At 72.7% G+C, this 16552-nt stretch carries 15 protein-coding genes, 1 tRNA gene and 1 pseudogene; 7 read left to right on the top strand and 10 right to left on the bottom strand.

Features of this window, described 5'->3' with window-relative positions:
* Nucleotides 1–407 precede the first annotated feature (407 nt).
* The gene (locus ACZ7MY_RS21195) at nucleotides 408–3224 is read right to left on the bottom strand and encodes an ATP-binding protein (protein ID WP_499603609.1); all 2817 of its coding nucleotides are present in this window, start codon (nucleotides 3222–3224) and stop codon (nucleotides 408–410) included.
* Between the two features lie 223 nt (nucleotides 3225–3447).
* Between ACZ7MY_RS21195 and ACZ7MY_RS21190 the strand changes: the two are divergent.
* The 5 genes and pseudogenes from ACZ7MY_RS21190 to ACZ7MY_RS21170 form a co-directional block, all read left to right on the top strand.
* Nucleotides 3448–4242 (top strand): annotated as a pseudogene (locus ACZ7MY_RS21190) (FAD-binding protein); the annotation flags it as partial.
* A 93-nt stretch (nucleotides 4243–4335) separates the two neighbouring features.
* Nucleotides 4336–5286, top strand: a complete 951-nt coding sequence (locus tag ACZ7MY_RS21185) for an alpha/beta hydrolase (protein WP_499603608.1) — start codon at nucleotides 4336–4338, stop codon at nucleotides 5284–5286.
* A 16-nt stretch (nucleotides 5287–5302) separates the two neighbouring features.
* Complete coding sequence (locus ACZ7MY_RS21180; protein ID WP_499603607.1) at nucleotides 5303–6022, top strand: alpha/beta fold hydrolase; 720 nt, start codon at nucleotides 5303–5305, stop codon at nucleotides 6020–6022.
* A gap of 82 nt (nucleotides 6023–6104) precedes the next feature.
* On the top strand, nucleotides 6105–6437 hold the full coding sequence (locus ACZ7MY_RS21175; protein ID WP_499603605.1) for a hypothetical protein: 333 nt from the start codon (nucleotides 6105–6107) through the stop codon (nucleotides 6435–6437).
* A 225-nt stretch (nucleotides 6438–6662) separates the two neighbouring features.
* Nucleotides 6663–6968, top strand: coding sequence for a WhiB family transcriptional regulator (locus ACZ7MY_RS21170; RefSeq protein WP_499603603.1), 306 nt, complete (start codon nucleotides 6663–6665; stop codon nucleotides 6966–6968).
* A gap of 347 nt (nucleotides 6969–7315) precedes the next feature.
* On the opposite strand, the gene ACZ7MY_RS21165 is transcribed toward ACZ7MY_RS21170, so the two are convergent.
* The 8 genes from ACZ7MY_RS21165 to ACZ7MY_RS21130 form a co-directional block, all read right to left on the bottom strand.
* Nucleotides 7316–7389, bottom strand: a tRNA-Pro gene (locus ACZ7MY_RS21165).
* 65 nt (nucleotides 7390–7454) lie between these two features.
* Nucleotides 7455–8222 carry a ferredoxin reductase gene (locus ACZ7MY_RS21160; protein WP_499603601.1) on the bottom strand — a complete coding sequence of 256 codons (768 nt, stop codon included), beginning with the start codon at nucleotides 8220–8222 and terminating at the stop codon, nucleotides 7455–7457.
* A complete protein-coding gene (locus ACZ7MY_RS21155; RefSeq protein WP_499603599.1) occupies nucleotides 8215–8838 on the bottom strand; it encodes a sulfite oxidase-like oxidoreductase in 624 nt (207 codons plus the stop codon). Before ACZ7MY_RS21155 ends, ACZ7MY_RS21160 begins: the two co-directional genes overlap by 8 nt.
* On the bottom strand, nucleotides 8835–10154 hold the full coding sequence (locus tag ACZ7MY_RS21150; RefSeq protein ID WP_499603597.1) for an amidohydrolase: 1320 nt from the start codon (nucleotides 10152–10154) through the stop codon (nucleotides 8835–8837). The genes ACZ7MY_RS21155 and ACZ7MY_RS21150 overlap by 4 nt, the downstream gene beginning before the upstream one ends.
* Entirely contained in the window at nucleotides 10151–10918 is a 768-nt protein-coding gene (locus tag ACZ7MY_RS21145; protein ID WP_499603596.1) for a phosphorylase family protein, read from the bottom strand. The genes ACZ7MY_RS21150 and ACZ7MY_RS21145 overlap by 4 nt, the downstream gene beginning before the upstream one ends.
* A gap of 54 nt (nucleotides 10919–10972) precedes the next feature.
* Nucleotides 10973–11896 (bottom strand): ABC-2 membrane transporter-related protein, encoded by a 924-nt coding sequence (locus tag ACZ7MY_RS21140; protein WP_499603594.1) that lies wholly within the window; start codon nucleotides 11894–11896, stop codon nucleotides 10973–10975.
* Complete coding sequence (locus tag ACZ7MY_RS21135) at nucleotides 11893–12798, bottom strand: ABC transporter ATP-binding protein (protein ID WP_499603593.1); 906 nt, start codon at nucleotides 12796–12798, stop codon at nucleotides 11893–11895. Before ACZ7MY_RS21135 ends, ACZ7MY_RS21140 begins: the two co-directional genes overlap by 4 nt.
* Nucleotides 12795–13181 carry a GntR family transcriptional regulator gene (locus ACZ7MY_RS21130; protein WP_499603592.1) on the bottom strand — a complete coding sequence of 129 codons (387 nt, stop codon included), beginning with the start codon at nucleotides 13179–13181 and terminating at the stop codon, nucleotides 12795–12797. Before ACZ7MY_RS21130 ends, ACZ7MY_RS21135 begins: the two co-directional genes overlap by 4 nt.
* A 157-nt stretch (nucleotides 13182–13338) precedes the next feature.
* Here ACZ7MY_RS21130 and ACZ7MY_RS21125 point away from each other — a divergent pair, with 157 nt between their 5' ends.
* Together ACZ7MY_RS21125 and ACZ7MY_RS21120 are read left to right on the top strand one after the other, a co-directional pair.
* On the top strand, nucleotides 13339–14061 hold the full coding sequence (locus tag ACZ7MY_RS21125) for an ArsR/SmtB family transcription factor (RefSeq protein ID WP_499603590.1): 723 nt from the start codon (nucleotides 13339–13341) through the stop codon (nucleotides 14059–14061).
* Entirely contained in the window at nucleotides 14058–14885 is an 828-nt protein-coding gene (locus ACZ7MY_RS21120) for an isocitrate lyase/PEP mutase family protein (RefSeq protein WP_499603588.1), read from the top strand. Before ACZ7MY_RS21125 ends, ACZ7MY_RS21120 begins: the two co-directional genes overlap by 4 nt.
* A 54-nt stretch (nucleotides 14886–14939) precedes the next feature.
* Here ACZ7MY_RS21120 and ACZ7MY_RS21115 read toward each other — a convergent pair whose 3' ends face one another.
* The gene (locus ACZ7MY_RS21115) at nucleotides 14940–16550 is read right to left on the bottom strand and encodes a glycerol-3-phosphate dehydrogenase/oxidase (RefSeq protein ID WP_499603586.1); all 1611 of its coding nucleotides are present in this window, start codon (nucleotides 16548–16550) and stop codon (nucleotides 14940–14942) included.
* Nucleotides 16551–16552 lie beyond the last annotated feature (2 nt).

Genomic DNA, 16552 nt, shown 5'->3' with positions numbered 1-16552 from the left:
TCTGACGGGCTGCCAGCGCGTAGGCGTGATCGGCCCGATGACGGGGGGCGACGACCGCCGCGACCTGCTCAGCCCGTCGCGGCCATGACAGCGGCGCGTCGGCCGGCTGGTCGATCTGCTCCAGAAGCTCGAACCTGGCGCCCGTGAGCAGCGCGTCGAGTTCTTGCTGGGCGGGAAAGTGGTTGCCGTCCGGAACCGGAAGAACCTGCGGGCCTTGGGCGACGACCACCAGGAGCCCCAGAGAGCGCACTGCGGCGGAGAAGAACCCGGATCGCCGGGGCCGTCGGCATTCCTGATCCGAGGCGCAGCCACGACAGTGCTGAATGTGTTCACCAGTGAGAAGAACGGTGATCACCAACGGCTTCGCGCCCAAGCCGGAGACCGCCTTCGGCAACGCCACGGCTCGATCACCGCGTGGCGGGGTCGTGTTCGAGGACCAGCCGGGTGAGCTCGACGCGTGAGCTGATCCCGAGCTTGGTGAAGGCATGCCACAGATGGGTGCTGACCGTGTGCGGGGACAGGAAGAGCTGGTCGGCGACCTGCTTGTTGGCGGCGCCACCTGCGACCAGCCTGACGATCTGCAGTTCAGAGGCGGTGAGGCTGTCCCAGCCCTCGGTCGGCCTGCTGGAAACAGCGCGCGATCGGCGCGCGCCCATGCCTTTGAGGCGATCGCGTACGCGGGCCGCGTCGTGTTCGGCCTCCGACTGCTCATAGAGCCGCAGTGCCGTCTCCAGGTGGAGGACCGTACCGGTGTCCTCCAGGGCTCCCGCCAGCGCCAGCGGCCGAGGGATGTCCTGATACAACTCGACGGCTCGAGCCAGCAGGCCGGCGTCGCCGTCAACGAGAGCTCGGGCGTGCAAGGCCGTGGCCCCGTAGATGGGGATGTCGGGATTGTTGCGGTGACGGGTCTCGGCGAACTCGGTGACCAGAGTGGCGCGGGCGCGGTCTCCGGCCCGCAGCGCCATCCGGACCAGGACAGGCTCGTCGGCCGGGTCGGCTGGGCAGGACAGCGACGAGGTGGGCCGATAGTAGGTACGGGCGGCTTCGGCGGTCAGCTCCATGGCCCGGGTGTGGTCGCCGTCACGGGAGGCGGCTTGGGCGGCCAGCCAGGCTCCTGCCCGTCGGATTTGCCCGGCCTCGACCCGCATGACGGCATCGGCGAATTCACGGCCGCGCGCCAGTTCCTGCGGTTCGCCGGTATGCAGGGCGACGCGGCCGAGCACATATCGGGCGGTGACGTCGTCGAAATTGCCGGGACCGAGTTCGTCGGACATGGCCAGGGCCGATTCGGCCTCGGCTCGGGCGTCGCAGAGCCGGCCGGCGTACAGATACACCCGGCAGCGCACCATGCCCCACAGCCGCAGTAGGTTGACCTGTCCTTGATGCTGGGCCTTACGCACGCCGTCATCCGCCTCGGCCAGCGCCTCCTCCACGCGCCCCAGCCTGCTGAGCAGGGCGGCCTTCCAGATGCCGGGCATCCACAGCACGTCGGTGGAGCGGACGTCCCGCGACGCGGCCACCGCCTGATCGGCGAGGTCGAGCGCACGGCGGACGTCGAGCCGATGGTCGGCGATGATCGAGCCCACGCTCAGCAGAGTGGCACGCGAAGCCTGGTCGGCCGCCTGATCCGCCGCGGACAGCGCGGCCGGGAGCAGGCTTTCCGCCTCTGCGATCTCCTGGGCGTCGATGAAGGCGAGGTTGAAGGCCAGCATGGCCATCAGCTGAGCGCGCATGCGCGGCGGCAGGCCGGGCAGTGCGACTCCGGCGCGGCCCTGCCGTACGGCCTCGGTGAAGGAACGCTGGTTGGCCACGAGCGTCAGGCCCAGCCTGATGCCCGCCTCGACATCGACCGGCAGTGGCCGTCGCAGCCCGGTCTCGGCCAGTGCAAGGGCTTCGCCGGCGCGGCCCGTCTGGCTGAACAACGGCAGGGCCTCGGCGATGAAGCCGGCTTGCCGCAGCGGGTCGAGTGCGGAGAGCTCGATCGCGCGGCGGCTCATCTCCACGGCGGCCGACGGCGCGGTGTTCGCCAGGTCGCGGGCGGCCTGGCGAAGCAGTGCGATGGCCGTGTCGTCGCCGGGCTCGGCGGTCTCCGCGAGGTCGGCGGCGATCTGTGCGACCGGAATGCCGTGATCGAGCCGCAGGTCGACGGCCTGGCGGCGGAGCGCCTTGCGCAGTGTCGCGGGCAAGGTTCCCTGGACGGCCTCGCGGATCAGGTCGTGGCCGAACGCCAGAGTGCCGTCACTCTCGGTCAGGAGGTCGGCCGACAGCAGGTCCTCAAGCGGCTCCAGCAGCGTGACGGCGGACTCTCCGGTGAGTTCAGCGAGTTGGTCGATGGAGACGGTCCGGCCCAGAACCGACGCGATCTGCGCGGCCTTCTTGGCCAGCGGTGAAATCTGTTCCAGGCGGTGCTGGATGGAGGCGTGGAAGCGCAGGGGCAGGCGCCGCTGAGTCAGCCGCGCGACGCCGTCGGTGATGGTGACCGCCCCTTCGTCGAGCATGCCGTTGATCAGCTCGGTGATCAGCAGCGGGCGTCCCTCTGCCTGCTGCGCCAGTTGCAGGATGCCGGGATCGGGGGTGGCCTCAAGCAGGTCGCCGGTCATCGCTTCGACGGCCTTGCCCGACAAGGGGGCCAAGGTGAGCAGGTGACCGCCCGGCAGGGTCAGTGCGGAAATCGTGGCGCGTACGTCCGGGGTGAGCGGGCCGATTCGTGCGGCCAGAATCCAGACGATGGGATGCATGGACAGGCGCTGCGGCAGGGTTCGCAGGGCCAGGAGGGTGCCCTCGTCGCACCATTGGAGATCGTCGATGGCGATCATCAGCGGTGCGGTCAGCGCAGCGTGTTCCAGATGCTCGTAGAGCGCCTGCAGCAACCAGTAGCGACTTGAGGAGGTCGCCGGAACGGCATCGAGCGCAGCGGCCGGGAGAATCGGGTCAAGGCTGGAGTGCAGAGTCCCGAGCAGCGCGCCGAAGGGGATGGTCTGCCCGTCCGGGTCTCCTCCGCCGTACATCATGCGAAGTCCTGTCTCCTCGGCCATGTGGCGCGCCTCGGTGAGCATGCGGGTCTTGCCGATGCCGGGACTGCCCTGGATGAGCAACGTCGCGCCCGTGCCGCGGGACAATGCGGCCAAGTGGGTCCTCAGAGTGGTGACCTCGGGCTCTCGACCGCGCAGCCGGTGACGCCCGGACTCGGCGGCCGCGCCGGCCTCCGTCTCACGCGCCTTCATGCCGTCCTCCGGTCACCAGCCGCGGCGGAAACCGTCGGACTGGTCTGCGCCGCGTCGTCTCTGGGCAACTCCAACACGTTCATGGTCACGGTCTCGACTCCACTCGCACCCAGCATCCGGTGATGCCGCTGCGATCACGGTCGCTTGCCGGACCCCTCCATCGCGCCCTTGGGAGACCGTGGTGGCCACCGTGGTCCACCGTTGTCGCCGCCCACGCGACGGTGATGAGGTCACAAATCACGCCGCCGCCCGGTCGTCCTCCTGGGATGGGCGGATCTCGCAGCGCTTCTTCGGCGCCCACACGTACCGGCGGACCGACTACGCCGGCGACTACACGGGACTCGAGATCCAACGCACCCTGGTCAACCGGGCGGCGCAGTTGGATGTCCCCATCCTCGACACCGTGTACATCACGCGCATTCCCGTCCGCGACAACGCGGTCTTCGGCGCGTACGGCTTCGACCTGACCGACGGCAGCCACTACGTCATCCACGCCGACGCGGTGATCCTCGCCGCCGGCGGCCACACGCGGATCTGGCGGCGCACCTCCTCCCGCCGCGGCGAGACCACCGGCGACTCATTCCGCCTGGCCGTACTCGCGGGCTGCCGCATCCGCGACGCCGAGCTGGTGCAGTTTCACCCGTCGGGTCTGATTTTGCCCGAGAACACGGCGGGCACCCTCGTCTCCGAAGCGGCACGGGAACTGCAGATGCTCGACATCACCAAGGACCCGATCGAGGTCGCACCGACGGCGCACTACTCGATGGGCGGGGTCTGGGTGCGACCTGAGGACCACGGCACGGGCGTCGACGGCTCGTACGCGATCGGAGAAGCAGGGAGCGGCCTGCACGGCGCCAACCGTCTCGGCGGCAACTCACCCATCGAACTCCTCTTCTTCGGCCGCGTCGTCGGGGAGGCAGCAGCAGAGTATTCCGCGGGTCTCGGCGCTCGGCGCCGCTCGGCTGAAGCACTCGACGCGGCACGGGCGGAGGTAGACGAGCTTCTCGCGGCCGACGGTTGGGCGGGTGCAGGGAAAGGCTTTCGTGCGGTCTCGTAACGAACCTGAGTGGCTGCGCGGTCTTGCTGAATGACACGACAGAAAGGCAGCACTATGAACAGGCACGTTCTGGAAGCAGCGGCGCAGGAATTCGCCGATGCCGCCGCCAGACCCCCCTTCCTGTACGAGCTCGGGCCTGATCGCGCCCGTAAGGTGCTCGACGACATCCAGGCCGCTCCGATCGACAAGCTCGACGTCCAGGAAAAGTGGATCACCGTTCCCGCCGAGGTCGGCAAGGTGCGGGTCCGCATCATCAAGCCGGTCGGCGCCGAAGACCGACTGCCGGTCATCCTGTACGTCCACGGCGGCGGCTGGATCCTCGGCGACGCCGGCACCCACGACCGGCTCGTCCGGGAACTGGCCGTCGGGGTGAACGCCGCGGTCGTGTTCGTCGAGTACGACCGCTCGCCCGAGGCCCGCTACCCGGTCGCGATCGAGCAGGCGTACGCCACCGCGCAATGGATCGCCAAGCACGGCGTCACCGAGGGCCTCGACAGCTCTCGCCTGGCCGTCGCCGGGGACTCCGTCGGCGGGAACATGACCGCCGTCTTGGCCATCTTGGCCAAGCAGCGCGGCGACGTCACATTCGTGCACCAGTCGCTGTACTACCCGGTCACCGACGCGGGCCAAGACACCGGCAGCTACCGCGAATTCGCCGACGGGCCGCATCTGACGGCCAAGGCCATGGCGTGGTTCTGGGACGCCTACCTGCCCGACAAGGACCAACGCGACCAGATCACCGCCTCACCGCTGCGGGCGACCGTCGAGGAGCTCGCCGGGCTACCCGAGACCTTCCTCATCGTCGACGAGAACGACGTCCTGCGCGACGAGGGCGAGGCCTACGGACGCAAGCTCATCGAGGCCGGCGTTCGCACCACGACCATCCGCTACAACGGCACCCTCCACGACTTCATGATGCTCAACCCCTTGCACGGCACCGCCGCCACAACCGGCGCGATCGAGCAGGCCATCCACGTCCTCCGCAAGGCCCTCGGCCGCTACTGATCAGATAGGCAGAATCATGGCCCAGCAGAAACCGACCGTCGTTCTCGTGCACGGCGCCTTCGCCGAATCCGCCAGCTGGAACGCCGTCGTCGAGCAACTGCAGGCGAACGCCGTACCCGCGATCGCCGTCGCCAATCCGCTACGCAGCCTGCCGGGCGACGCCGCCTATCTACGCGATGTGCTTGCCGGTATCGACACCCCCGTGGTCCTCGTCGGGCACTCCTACGGCGGCATGGTGATCACCGAAGCCGCCGGCAGCGACAAGGTGGCCGGCCTCGTCTACGTCTGTGCGTTCGCGCCCGAGCAGGGTGAGTCCGCGTTCGCGCTGTCGACCAAGTTCCCCGGGAGCACCCTCGGCGACGCCCTTACCGCCTACCCGGTCACGACGGGTGGCAACGAGTTCGCCATCCGGGCGGACGCCTTCCACCACCAGTTCGCCGCCGACGTGCCCTCCGGCCGGGCCGCCGTGATGAGCGCGACCCAGCGCCCGGTCACGGAGATCGCCCTCGCCGCAGGGCTGCCGACGGACGCCCCGGCGTGGAGATCCATCCCGTCGTGGTTCGTCTTCAGCGACGAGGACCTCAACATTCCCGTCGCTCTGCACCGCTTCATGGCGAACCGGGCCGGCGCCAAGGGGATACGCGAGGTCCCCGGCGCGTCCCACGCGCTCAGCGTTTCCCAGCCTGAAGTCGTGACAGCGTCGATCCTCGAAGCCGTGCACGCGGTCGGGGCGTAACCAGGTCTAGTGGTGAGGTCCCCGGCAGCGCCACCGGGGACCTCACCCAACAGCTGAAGCAGGGGAAGGCGGCCTTTGCGACGTGCTGGCGCACCATCGGCTCGAGAACCCCTACGCCCGCTGGTCGGGATGGGCCATCGTGGTCCAGCGCATGCCGACCGTGCACCGCTCTGTGCTGGTGATGAGCGGGCATCCCCTTGGGCGCGGTCGCCGCGCGAGCATCTGGACCAGCACGCCAGAGACCGGCGACCCGCGAGAAGGGCTGGGCCGGGTGCGGCGCCGACGGCTCCGCGCGCTGGTCCACGATGCGGCTGACCTGCTCGGCCACCCGGTCGACATCGAAGTCGCGTACGACTCCTGCGGCACCGGTCGAATCGTCGACTGCTGCCGCTACGGCTCGGCTACCTGGAAATGAGCGGCACGGGCAATCGATCCGGGTTCATGCGCTCCTGCCCGTGCACAACACGGTCGAGCATGCACTCCTCACCGCCCTGGCCAGCAGAACGCCGGCCACGCCGACACCGTCGTCAGGCGCCGACCGGCACACCCGCTGAACGCGACCGGAGTCGTGCCGTCTGCCTCCGCATGCGGTCCGGTCTCGCCCAGACCGACCCACACCATCGTTCACCAGGCGGTGATCATGACACTCCACCAGACTCACCAGCACCACGACCCACGACCACCTGTGCACTGGACGGCCCGCGCCGCCTGTCGGGACGCGGACCCCGACCTGTTCTTCCCGATCACCTGGGACGCCGCCCAACCCAGTCAACCCAGTGAACAGGCACGGCGCATCTGCCAGGCATGCCCCGTACAGCCGGCCTGCCTTGACTGGGCCGTGCGCACCGGCGAACCGGACGGCATGTGGGGCGGCACCACCCCCGCAGAGCGCCGCCGGCTACGCGCCCGCCAACGGCAGGCCACGGCATACCCATCCGCCTCCTGAGGCGTCCGCCCGCGAGACGTCTGACTTACGCCCCTTCTGGCAAACCAGGCTCACGCATGAGAGGCCGCTCTCTTCCTCTATCAGCCGAAGCCGGACTAGCCGGCGGTGAGACCCCAACCGTCCCTGCCACGCCGAGCGCCGTCCTTTACAACGTAGATCCGCCGCGCATGTGAACTTCACAACGGTCATCACGCCAGGAATCAGCGAACACGGTGACACCCAGGAGAGAGATCTGTCACCCGACGACAGCCCCTGAGACGGCGCGCTTGGGTGACACCTGGGTGACACAAGCGAAAAGCCGCAGTATCCGATCATGGATACTGCGGCTCCGACCTGCCGAAACAGAGTCGGGACGACAGGATTTGAACCTGCGACCCCTTGACCCCCAGTCAAGTGCGCTACCAAGCTGCGCCACGTCCCGGTGAGGTCCCCCGGAGTTGTGCCCCGGAAGATCACGTAAAGAGGAGGATACCCGAACCTCGCTGATCAGCCGAATCGCTCGATGCGGATCCGGTCGAGCGGCTGCCCGGCGTCCGCCAGCAGACGCGAGGCGTGCTCGGCGAAACCGTTGCCGCCGCACACGTACGCCTCCCAGCCGCCGGGCGGCGGATCCGCGAGGTGCGGGGCCAGGTGGGCGGCGGTGAGGCGGCCCTCGGCACGGGTGAGCAGCACGGTCGTCTCCGGGCCGTACTCGGCGGCGTAGATCAGGTCCTCGCGGGTGCGGGCCGAGACGATCAGCCGCAGCGGTACGTCCAGGCCCCGCAGCCGGCGGTGGCGCACCATCGCCATGAGCGGCACCACGCCCGACCCGGCGCCCAGCAGCAGCGCCGGATGGTCACCCGTCCAGGCGAAGAAGCCGCTGTGCGGGCCGCGGACCTCGACGGTGTCGCCCGGCCGGGCGACGGTGTGCAGGTACCCGGAGACCTCGCCGCCGGCCACGTGGTCCAGGGTCAGCTCGATGTGGCCGGAGGCGTCAGGGGCGGAGGCGACCGAGTAGTTGCGCTGCGCCGTGTAGCCGTCGGGGGCCGTGAGGCGCAGCGTCAGGTACTGGCCGGGCCGGTGGCCCGCCCAGCCGGGCACCGCCAGGCGGAACGTGGAGGTGCGCGGGGTCTCCCGGCGGATCTCCGTGATCACCGCGCGCCGCCAGACCGAGGACGCGGCCTCGGGGACCGCGATGCGGCCGGGCACGGCGAACCGGGTCGGCGGGACGAACGCCGGGACGGGGGCGGCGCCGGGGGCGGCGAGGTCAGTCATGGGCGTAGCGCTGCTCCTGCCAGGGGTTGCCCCGGTGGTGGTAGCCGTTCTGCTCCCAGAAGCCCGACTCGTCGTGGTCGAGCAGGCGCAGGCCCGCGATCCACTTGGTGCTCTTCCAGAAGTACAGGTGCGGGACGACCAGCCGGGCCGGGCCGCCGTGCTCGGCGGCGAGCGGGGCGCCGTCGTACTCCCAGACGATCCAGGCGCGGCCGCCGGTGACGTCGGTGAGCGGCAGGTTGGCGGCGTAGCCGGTGTGGGACCAGGCGACGACGTGGGTGGCCGCGGCGGAGGGGCGTGCCGCCTCCAGGAAGGAGTCGACCGACACCCCGCCGAAGCGCACGCCGAACTTGGACCAGCCGGTCACGCAGTGGATGTCGCCCCGGTACTCGGAGCCGGGCAGGGCGTGCGCCGCGTCCCAGTCCCAGGTGTGCGGGCGGTCCACCAGCCCGTCCACCCGCAGCGTCCAGTCCGCCGCCGCGATCACGGGCGTGACCTCGGCGGAGAGGACCGGCCAGGTGTCGCGGGCGTCGTACTGGCCGGGAGGCAGCCGTGGATCGCGGTCGGCGGCGCGGCTGCGCCCGGTGAAGCCACGCGTGGGTTCGACGGCGGAGGTCACGAGGGGTGCTCCAGCTCCAGCGCCTCCACCTCGCGCAGCGCGGCCGGCTCGTCGAGGGTGAGCAGCACCCGGTCGCGCATCAGGACCCGGCCGTCGACGACGGTGTCCCGTACGTCCGCCGCGGCGGCCGCGTACGCCAGCATCGACCAGGGGTCGTGGCGCGGCGTGAGGTGCGGCCCGCCGAGGTCGAGCACGGCCAGGTCGGCGCGCTTGCCCGGCTCCAGGGAGCCCAGCTGGTCGGCGAGGCCCAGCGCGCGGGCGGCCTCGATCGTCGCCATCCGCACCGCCTGCTGCGCGCCGACGGCGGTCGGGTCGCCGCCGGCCTTGTGCACCAGCGCGGCGGCCCGCACCGCGCCCAGGACGTCGAGGGTGTTGGAGCTCACCACCCCGTCGGTGCCGAGCCCGACGGTGACCCCGGCGGCCAGCAGCTCCGGGACGCGGGCGATGCCGCAGCCCAGCTTCAGGTTGGAGACCGGGCAGTGCGCGACGGCGGTGCCGGTCCTGGCCAGGGCGGCGATCTCGCCGTCGGTCAGGTCCACGGCGTGCGCCAGCAGCACGTCGGGCCCGAGGACGCCGAGGGAATCCAGCAGCTCGACCGGCCGCTTGCCGTGCGCCTCGACCACCGTCGCGACCTCGGCCGCGTTCTCCGCCGCGTGGACGTGCAGCAGCGCGCCGTGCTCACGGGCCAGCGCGCTGATCGCGACGAGCTGCTCGGGGGCGAGGGTGTAGGCGCTGTGCGCGAAGACCACCGGCCGCGTGCCGGGCGCCCGGGCGGTACGCGCGGCCAGGTCGGCGGCGGCCCAGGCCATCCGGTCGCCGTAGGGCCGGCCGTCCGGCGGCCCGGGCACGTCCATGAAGGTCGGTCCGGCCAGCAGCCGCCAGCCCGCCGCCCGCGCGGCCTCCTCGGCGGCCTCGTGGAACCAGTACATGTCCAGGCCCGTGGTCACCCCGGCCCGTACGCTCTCCGCCACGGCCACCCGCACGCCCGCGGCCACCGCCCGCGGCGAGAGCAGCTCGGCCTCGCGGGGGATCACCCGGGCCAGGAACTCCTGCAGGTCGACGTCGTCGGCGCAGCCCCGCAGCAGGGTCATCGCCAGGTGGGTGTGGGTGTTGACCAGCCCGGGGAGCACCAGGCACCCCGTGGCGTCGATCTCCTCGGCGGCGCGATGGGCCGCGCGCACCTGCGCGGTGGGGCCGACGGCGACGATCTCGCCGTCCCGCACGGCGACCGCGCCGTCGGTGACGACGGTGCCCGCCGCGTCGACGGTCAGCACATCGCCGCCGTGCACCAGCAGATCGGCGTCCTGAGCGCTCACTTCTCGTCGCTTCCGTACTCGGTGGCCAGCAGATGCAAGGCGTCCAACGTTACCCGGCTGCCGCGGGCGACCCCCTCGGCGACCACCGCCCGGTGCGGGTCGTAGCCGCCCGTGGCCTCCACGTCGACCAGGTCGTCGGCGTTGGCGCCGTCGACGACGAGCGCCCCGCCGGCCACCAGGCCGCGCGTCGAGGCCAGCACCAGCAGCGCCGACAGCTCCATCTCGATCGCGGCGATCCCGGCCGCCGCGTACGCCGCGCCGGGCAGCGGCAGGAAGCCCGGCTGGAAGGCCGCCCGCGTCCACACCACGCCCCGGTGGTGCGGCGCCCCCGCCGCCCGGGCCGCCCGCTGCAGCGCGAGCACCGCCTCCGGCGCCGCGTACGCCGGGTACTCCGGCGGCAGCAACTGCTGCGTCACCCCGTCGTCCCGTACCGCGGCCTCGGCGATCACCAGGTCGCCGTCCCCTATGCCGGCGCGGATGGCGCCCGCCGTGCCCAGGCGCAGGATCGTGCCGACGCCCGCCTCGGCCAGTTCCTGGAACAGGCACATGGCGCCCGGCCCGCCGACCCCGTGCGAGGACACCACGACGGGGGTGCCCTTCCAGGCGCCGGTGAAGGTGCGGTACTCGCGGTGGTGCGACACCTCGCGCGGCTCCGTGAGCAGGGCGGCGACCTCCGCGGCGCGCGCCGGGTCGCCCACGACGACCGCGTGCCGGGGCAGCCCCGTACGCGGGATGCGGGAGATGGGCAGCTGATCCGTGGTCATCGGGCCTCCGGGCCGGGCGGGACGATGCTGTGCGGATCAGCCTATGGCCCGGCCTCAGGCCGTCCGACGGCGGAGCAGCGCGAAGGCGGCCCAGCTGACGAGGGCGGCGAGGGCCAGCACGATGCCGGTCTCGACGAGCTGCAGCGGCCAGAAGTGCGAGGCCGGGTGCACCACGGCGTAGGCGTCGGCGGCACCGAAGTCCGCCAGGCACCGGTGGAAATCCGTGGGCAGATCCAGATTGCACTGCAGACCGGTCAGCGATCGTCCCTCGGGGGTGACGACGCCCACCTCGATCCGGTCGGCACTGCCGGGCAGGTGGGCCGCCTGGAGGCCGGTCCACCGGGTCGTCGGCCACAAATGGGACCGGACCGTGGAGAGGACGACGTGGATCAGGAGGGTGGCGAAGAATGCCAGGCCGAGGCCACTGAGCGCGCGCCGCATCAGCAGGCCGCCCAGGCCGCCCAGCGCCAGGCCGAGCAGGACGTGGGCGAGCCCGACGGGGCCGCCGGCGAAGAAGACGTCCGTCTCGTACCACCCGGGGGCCTGGGCGGCGTCGCCCGAGGTCCACACCCACCGGAAGAGGAGGGACAGGACCGCCGTGCCCGCGGTCAGCAGCAGAGCGGGCAGGGCGAGCTTGGCGGCGAGCCAGCGGGCCGGACTCACCGACTGGGTCCAGGCGAATGCGGCCGTGCCGTTCTCCACCTCACGGCCGATCAGCGCGCCGCCGGCGTAGACGGCCACGACGAACGGGAGGAGCAGGATCGCGCGGGCGGTGAGATGGAGGGCGGCGAAGTCGTCGAACGGACGGGAGCCCGGTACCGGGGGCGTTCCGCCCGGCTCGTACGACCACAGCAGCCAGCCGGATCCGGCCGCGACGAAGGCGATCCACAGCCACAGCGCCGTACGGTGCAGGCGCAGCACCGACCAGGGCACGCCGCGCAGGAGCGGCGGTCGGGGGGCGGGGGCGACGGCGGTCATACGGCGATCTCCTGGCGGGGTGCGGGCGGGGCGTCGGCGATGAGCAGGGCGGGCGTCCCGGGGTTGCGCAGATGGGCGAGGACCAGCTCCTCGAGGGTGGGCTCCTCCACGAGCCAGTCGCCCTCCGGCGCCCCTACGGGGCGGACCAGCGCGGTCCGCCCGCGTCCGTTGGCGTGCTCCTCGACGACGGTGTGGGGGCCGAAGTCCGCGCCGGTGCCGGTGAGTCTGCGGTGCGCGGCCAGCAGGTCGTCGGTGTCGCCGGCCAGCCGGACCCGGCCCCCGCCGAGCAGCAGCAGGTGGTCGCAGACGCCCTCGAGTTCGGCGACGACGTGCGAGGAGATCACGATGGTGGTACCGCGCTCGGCCGCCGATGCCATGAGGGCGCCGGTCAGCTCGTGGCGGGAGAGCGGGTCGAGGTCGGCCATCGGCTCGTCCAGGAGCAGCAGTTCGGCCCGCTTGCCCAGGGCCAGGGCGAGCGCCACGCGGGTGCGCTGCCCGCCGGAGAGGGCGCGGACGCGCGTACCGGGCGTCAGGCCGCCGCCGTAGGCGACCCGTTCGGCGGCCTCCCGGTCCCAGCGGCCCGGGTTGAGCTCGGCGCCGAGCCGCAGGGTCGCCGCCACGGTGAGCTGCGGGTGGAGCGGCTTGTCCTGGGCGACGTACGCCAGCCGCGCGCGGGCCGCGCCGGGCGTCGTGCCGTACACGCGGAGCTCCCCCTCGGTGGGGCGGAGCAGCCCCGCGGTGAGCGCGAGCAGCGTCGACTTGCCCGCGCCGTTGGGGCCGACGAGCGCGCAGATCCGGCCGGCCGGAAGCCGGAAGGAACAGTCCCGCAGGACGGGGTCCCGGCCCCACGCGTAGCGCATGCCGAGCCCGGCCGCCTCGACGGCGGCCGCTTCCTGGTTCATCTCTCTCCCTCGGAGAACTCCTGGTCCAGTACGGAGTGGAACAGTGCCGCCGCGTCCTCGCGGTCGAGGCCGGCGACGCGTGCCCGGCGCATCCAGTCGGCCAGTTCGCCGGCGAGCGGCGAGTCGGCCGGGCCGCCGCCCAGCGACTTCTGGACGAAGGTGCCGAGGCCCCGGCGCGCCTCCACCAGGCCCTCGCGCTCCAGTTCGCGGTACGCCTTGAGCACGGTGTTGGGGTTGACGGCGGTCGCCGCGACGACCTCGCGGGCCGTCGGCAGCCGGTCGCCGGGCTCCAGCAGCCCCAGCCGCAGGGCCTGTTTGGTCTGCTGGACGATCTGGAGGTACGTGGCGACACCGCTGCGGCGGTCGATGCGGAACTCGACCATGCGCGAAACACCCTTTCACTAAGCAAGTGATGAAAGGGTGGGGTCTCGGCTGACGTCCTGTCAAGCCGCGGACGGTCGTGGACCGCTGCGGACGGCCGCGGGGCACGCCCGCGACGGTTCGGCGCGCGCCGAAACGTCCGGGGCGCATGCTGGGGACATGGTGCGGAACAACCACGCGGGAAGCGCCCTCGCCGCCCTCGCGGCGCTGCTCGCCGACGAGACGAGGGCGGCGATGTGCCTGGCACTGCTCGACGGCCGGGCCTGGACGGCGGGCGAGCTGGCCCGGCACACCGGCGTGGCGCCCTCGACCGCCAGCGAGCACCTCGGCCGGCTCGTCGCGGGCGGACTGCTCGCCGAGGAACGCCAGGGCCGGCACCGCTACGTACGCCTTGCCGACGCCCGTACCGCGCAGCTCGTCGAGGACCTCGCCGCCCACGCCGGGCCGCCGCCCGCGCCGCGCACCCTCGCGCAGGCGGGGGCCGGGAGCGCCATGGCCCGCGCCCGGACCTGCTACGACCACCTCGCCGGACGCCTGGGCATCCTCGTCACGGACGCCATGACCGAGCGCGGACTGCTCACCCAGCGCACCGGCTTCGCCCTCACCGACGAGGGCGTGGAGTGGTTCGCCGGACTCGGTGTCGACCTGGCCGCCGCCCGCACCGGCCGCCGCCCGCTCGCCCGGCCCTGCCTGGACTGGACGGAGCGCCGGCCGCACCTGGCGGGCGTCGCCGGGGCCGCGCTGTGCGCGCACGCCCTCGCGTCCGGCTGGTGCGTGCGCATCGGCAGTGGCCGGGCCCTGAAGACCACCGCGCGGGGCCGGGCCGCCCTGCGCACCCACCTGGGCATCGCGCCCGACGCCCTGGAGGCACCCACCGCATGAACCGCTTCGAGGCCTTCCGCGCCCTCCACCGGGCAGGCCGCCCGCTCTTCCTGCCGTGCGCGTGGGACCGCGCCTCCGCGGCCGCCCTCGCCGCCCGCGGCCACCCGGCGATCGGCACCACGAGCCTGGGCGTCGCCGCCGCGGCGGGCCTGCCGGACGCGGCCGGCGCCACCCGGGAGACGACCCTGTGGCTGGCCCGCGACCTCGTGCGGCTGCCCGTCCTGGTCAGCGTCGACATCGAGGCGGGCTTCGGCGGCACGCCCGAGGACGTCGCCGAACTCGCCGCCGGCCTGGAGCGGCTGGGCGTCGCGGGCGTCAACATCGAGGACGGCCGCCCCGGCGGAGCGGACCTGACCGACCCCGCCGCGCAGTGCGCCCTCATCGCCGCGGTCAAGGGCGCCGCCCCCGGGCTGTTCGTCAACGCCCGCACCGACACCTACTGGCTCGGCACCACCGAGGACCCACGGGACGAGACCCGCCGCCGCGCCGCCGCCTACCTCGCGGCCGGCGCCGACGGGATCTTCGTGCCCGGCATCGCCGACGACGGCGACATCGCCTCGCTCGCCGCGGACCTCGACGCCCCGCTCAACGTCCTGCTGCCGCCCGGCGGCCCCGGGCTGCCCCGCCTCGCCGCGCTCGGGGTGAGCCGGGTCAGCACCGGCTCGCTGCTCTTCCGTGCCGCGCTCCACGCCGCCGTCGACACCGCCGGGCACGCCCTGCACGGCGCACCGCTCCCTGCGGGCCTGCCCTCGTACGCCGACGCCCAGGGGCTCGCGGACGTCTACGTCCCGCAGGAAACGCGGCGGCCCGGGCGTCCGGGGTGAGCGGGGAGGTCCTTCCGCTCGCCCCGGGGCGCCCGGGCCCACGGGTCGGGGGTGTCAGTCGCGCCGGGCGGCCAGCAGCGACTCGACCCGCTCCCGGACGTCCGCGGTGTCCAGGCCGCGCACCGTCAGGGTGGTGCGGCGGCGCAGCACGTCGTCCGCCGACTCGGCCCACTCGTGGTCGCGGGCGTACACGACCTGGGCCCATATCTCCGGTGCGTCCGGGTGGATCCGCTCGCCGAGCGCCGGGTCCTCGTTCACCATGCGGGCGATGTCGAAGGACAGCGCGCCGTAGTGGGTGGCGAGGTGACGCGCGGTCAGCGGGTCGATGCGGTGCCCCGGGTCGCGGTCGACCAGCAGCCGGTGGGCGACCGCGTTGGGGTTGGCGACGCCGGGCAGCGGCACCCGGCGCGGCAGGTGGTCCAGGGGCTCCATGTCCTCGTTCAGCGGACCGCCGGGCAGCTTGGCGAGCTTGGCGATGACGGTGCGGCCGATGTGCCGGTACGTCGTCCACTTGCCGCCCGCCACCGACAGCATGCCGCCGCTGCCCTCGGTGACAACGGTCTCGCGCTTGGCCTTCTCCACGCCGCCGGGGCCGCCGGGCAGCACCCGCAGGCCCGCGAAGGCGTAGGTGATCAGGTCGGGGGACAGGTGCTCGTCCCGCACGGAGTGCGAGGCCTCGTCCAGGATCTGGCGGATGTCGGCATCGGTGGCCCGCACGTCCGCCGGGTCGCCGGTGTACTCCTCGTCCGTGGTGCCCAGCAGCAGCTGGTCCTCCCACGGCAGGGCGAAGGTGATGCGGTACTTGTCGATCGGCGTGGCCATGGCCGCCCGCCACGGCGCCTTGCGCTTCAGCACGATGTGGGCGCCCTTGGACAGCCGGATGCTGGGGGCGGCGCCCGTGTCCTCCATCCGGCGCAGGTGGTCGACCCAGGGGCCGGTCGCGTTGAGCACCAGCCGCGCGTCCACGCCGAACGCGGTGCCGTCCAGCCGGTCCTCGAGGTCGGCTCCGGTGACCCGGCCGCGGGTGAAGCGCAGTCCGGTGACCTCGGCGTGGTTGAGGACGACGGCACCCGCCTCGACGGCGGCGCGCACCGTCATGACGGCCATCCGGGAGTCGTTCATCTGGTGGTCGTAGTAGACCGCGACGGCCTTGAGGTTCTCCGTGCGCAGGGCGGGGTTGGCGGCCGCCGCCCTGGCCGGGGAGATGATCCTGCCGACCCCGTCGCCGAAGGCGGACAGCGCCGAGTAGGCGAAGACGCCCGCGCCGAGCTTGGCCGCGCCGACCGGGCCGCCCTTGTAGACCGGCAGGTGGAAGGTGAGCGGGTTGACCAGGTGCGGAGCCACGTCCCTGGCCAGGACCCGCCGTTCCATGTGGTTCTCCGCCACCAGCTTGACCGCGCCGGTCTGCAGGTAGCGCAGACCGCCGTGGACGAGCTTGGAGGAGGCCGAGCTGGTGGCGCCGGCGAAGTCGCCGGCGTCCACCATCGCCACCCGCAGCCCCGACTGCGCGGCGTGCCATGCCACGGAGGTGCCCAGGATGCCGCCGCCGATGACCAGCAGGTCGTAGGTGGCGCGGCTCAGCAGTTCCCGGGTCTCGGCGCGGCCCGGGTTACGGCCGGCGGTCGGACGCGTCCCGAGCGCCGGGACGTGCTGCGTGGTGGTCATGT

This window comes from Streptomyces sp. NPDC111520 (assembly GCF_055635295.1).
This window is presented reverse-complemented; position numbering and strand designations above follow the sequence as displayed.

Excerpts from the sequence above, each read along its gene's own strand:
- ACZ7MY_RS21195 (WP_499603609.1), bottom strand. The coding sequence starts at position 3,224 with ATGAAGGCGCGTGAGACGGAGGCCGGCGCGGCCGCCGAGTCCGGGCGT.
- ACZ7MY_RS21185 (WP_499603608.1), top strand. The coding sequence starts at position 4,336 with ATGAACAGGCACGTTCTGGAAGCAGCGGCGCAGGAATTCGCCGATGCC.
- ACZ7MY_RS21180 (WP_499603607.1), top strand. The coding sequence starts at position 5,303 with ATGGCCCAGCAGAAACCGACCGTCGTTCTCGTGCACGGCGCCTTCGCC.
- ACZ7MY_RS21170 (WP_499603603.1), top strand. The coding sequence starts at position 6,663 with ATGACACTCCACCAGACTCACCAGCACCACGACCCACGACCACCTGTG.
- ACZ7MY_RS21160 (WP_499603601.1), bottom strand. The coding sequence starts at position 8,222 with ATGACTGACCTCGCCGCCCCCGGCGCCGCCCCCGTCCCGGCGTTCGTC.
- ACZ7MY_RS21145 (WP_499603596.1), bottom strand. The coding sequence starts at position 10,918 with ATGACCACGGATCAGCTGCCCATCTCCCGCATCCCGCGTACGGGGCTG.
- ACZ7MY_RS21140 (WP_499603594.1), bottom strand. The coding sequence starts at position 11,896 with ATGACCGCCGTCGCCCCCGCCCCCCGACCGCCGCTCCTGCGCGGCGTG.
- ACZ7MY_RS21135 (WP_499603593.1), bottom strand. The coding sequence starts at position 12,798 with ATGAACCAGGAAGCGGCCGCCGTCGAGGCGGCCGGGCTCGGCATGCGC.
- ACZ7MY_RS21130 (WP_499603592.1), bottom strand. The coding sequence starts at position 13,181 with ATGGTCGAGTTCCGCATCGACCGCCGCAGCGGTGTCGCCACGTACCTC.
- ACZ7MY_RS21125 (WP_499603590.1), top strand. The coding sequence starts at position 13,339 with ATGGTGCGGAACAACCACGCGGGAAGCGCCCTCGCCGCCCTCGCGGCG.
- ACZ7MY_RS21120 (WP_499603588.1), top strand. The coding sequence starts at position 14,058 with ATGAACCGCTTCGAGGCCTTCCGCGCCCTCCACCGGGCAGGCCGCCCG.
- ACZ7MY_RS21115 (WP_499603586.1), bottom strand. The coding sequence starts at position 16,550 with ATGACCACCACGCAGCACGTCCCGGCGCTCGGGACGCGTCCGACCGCC.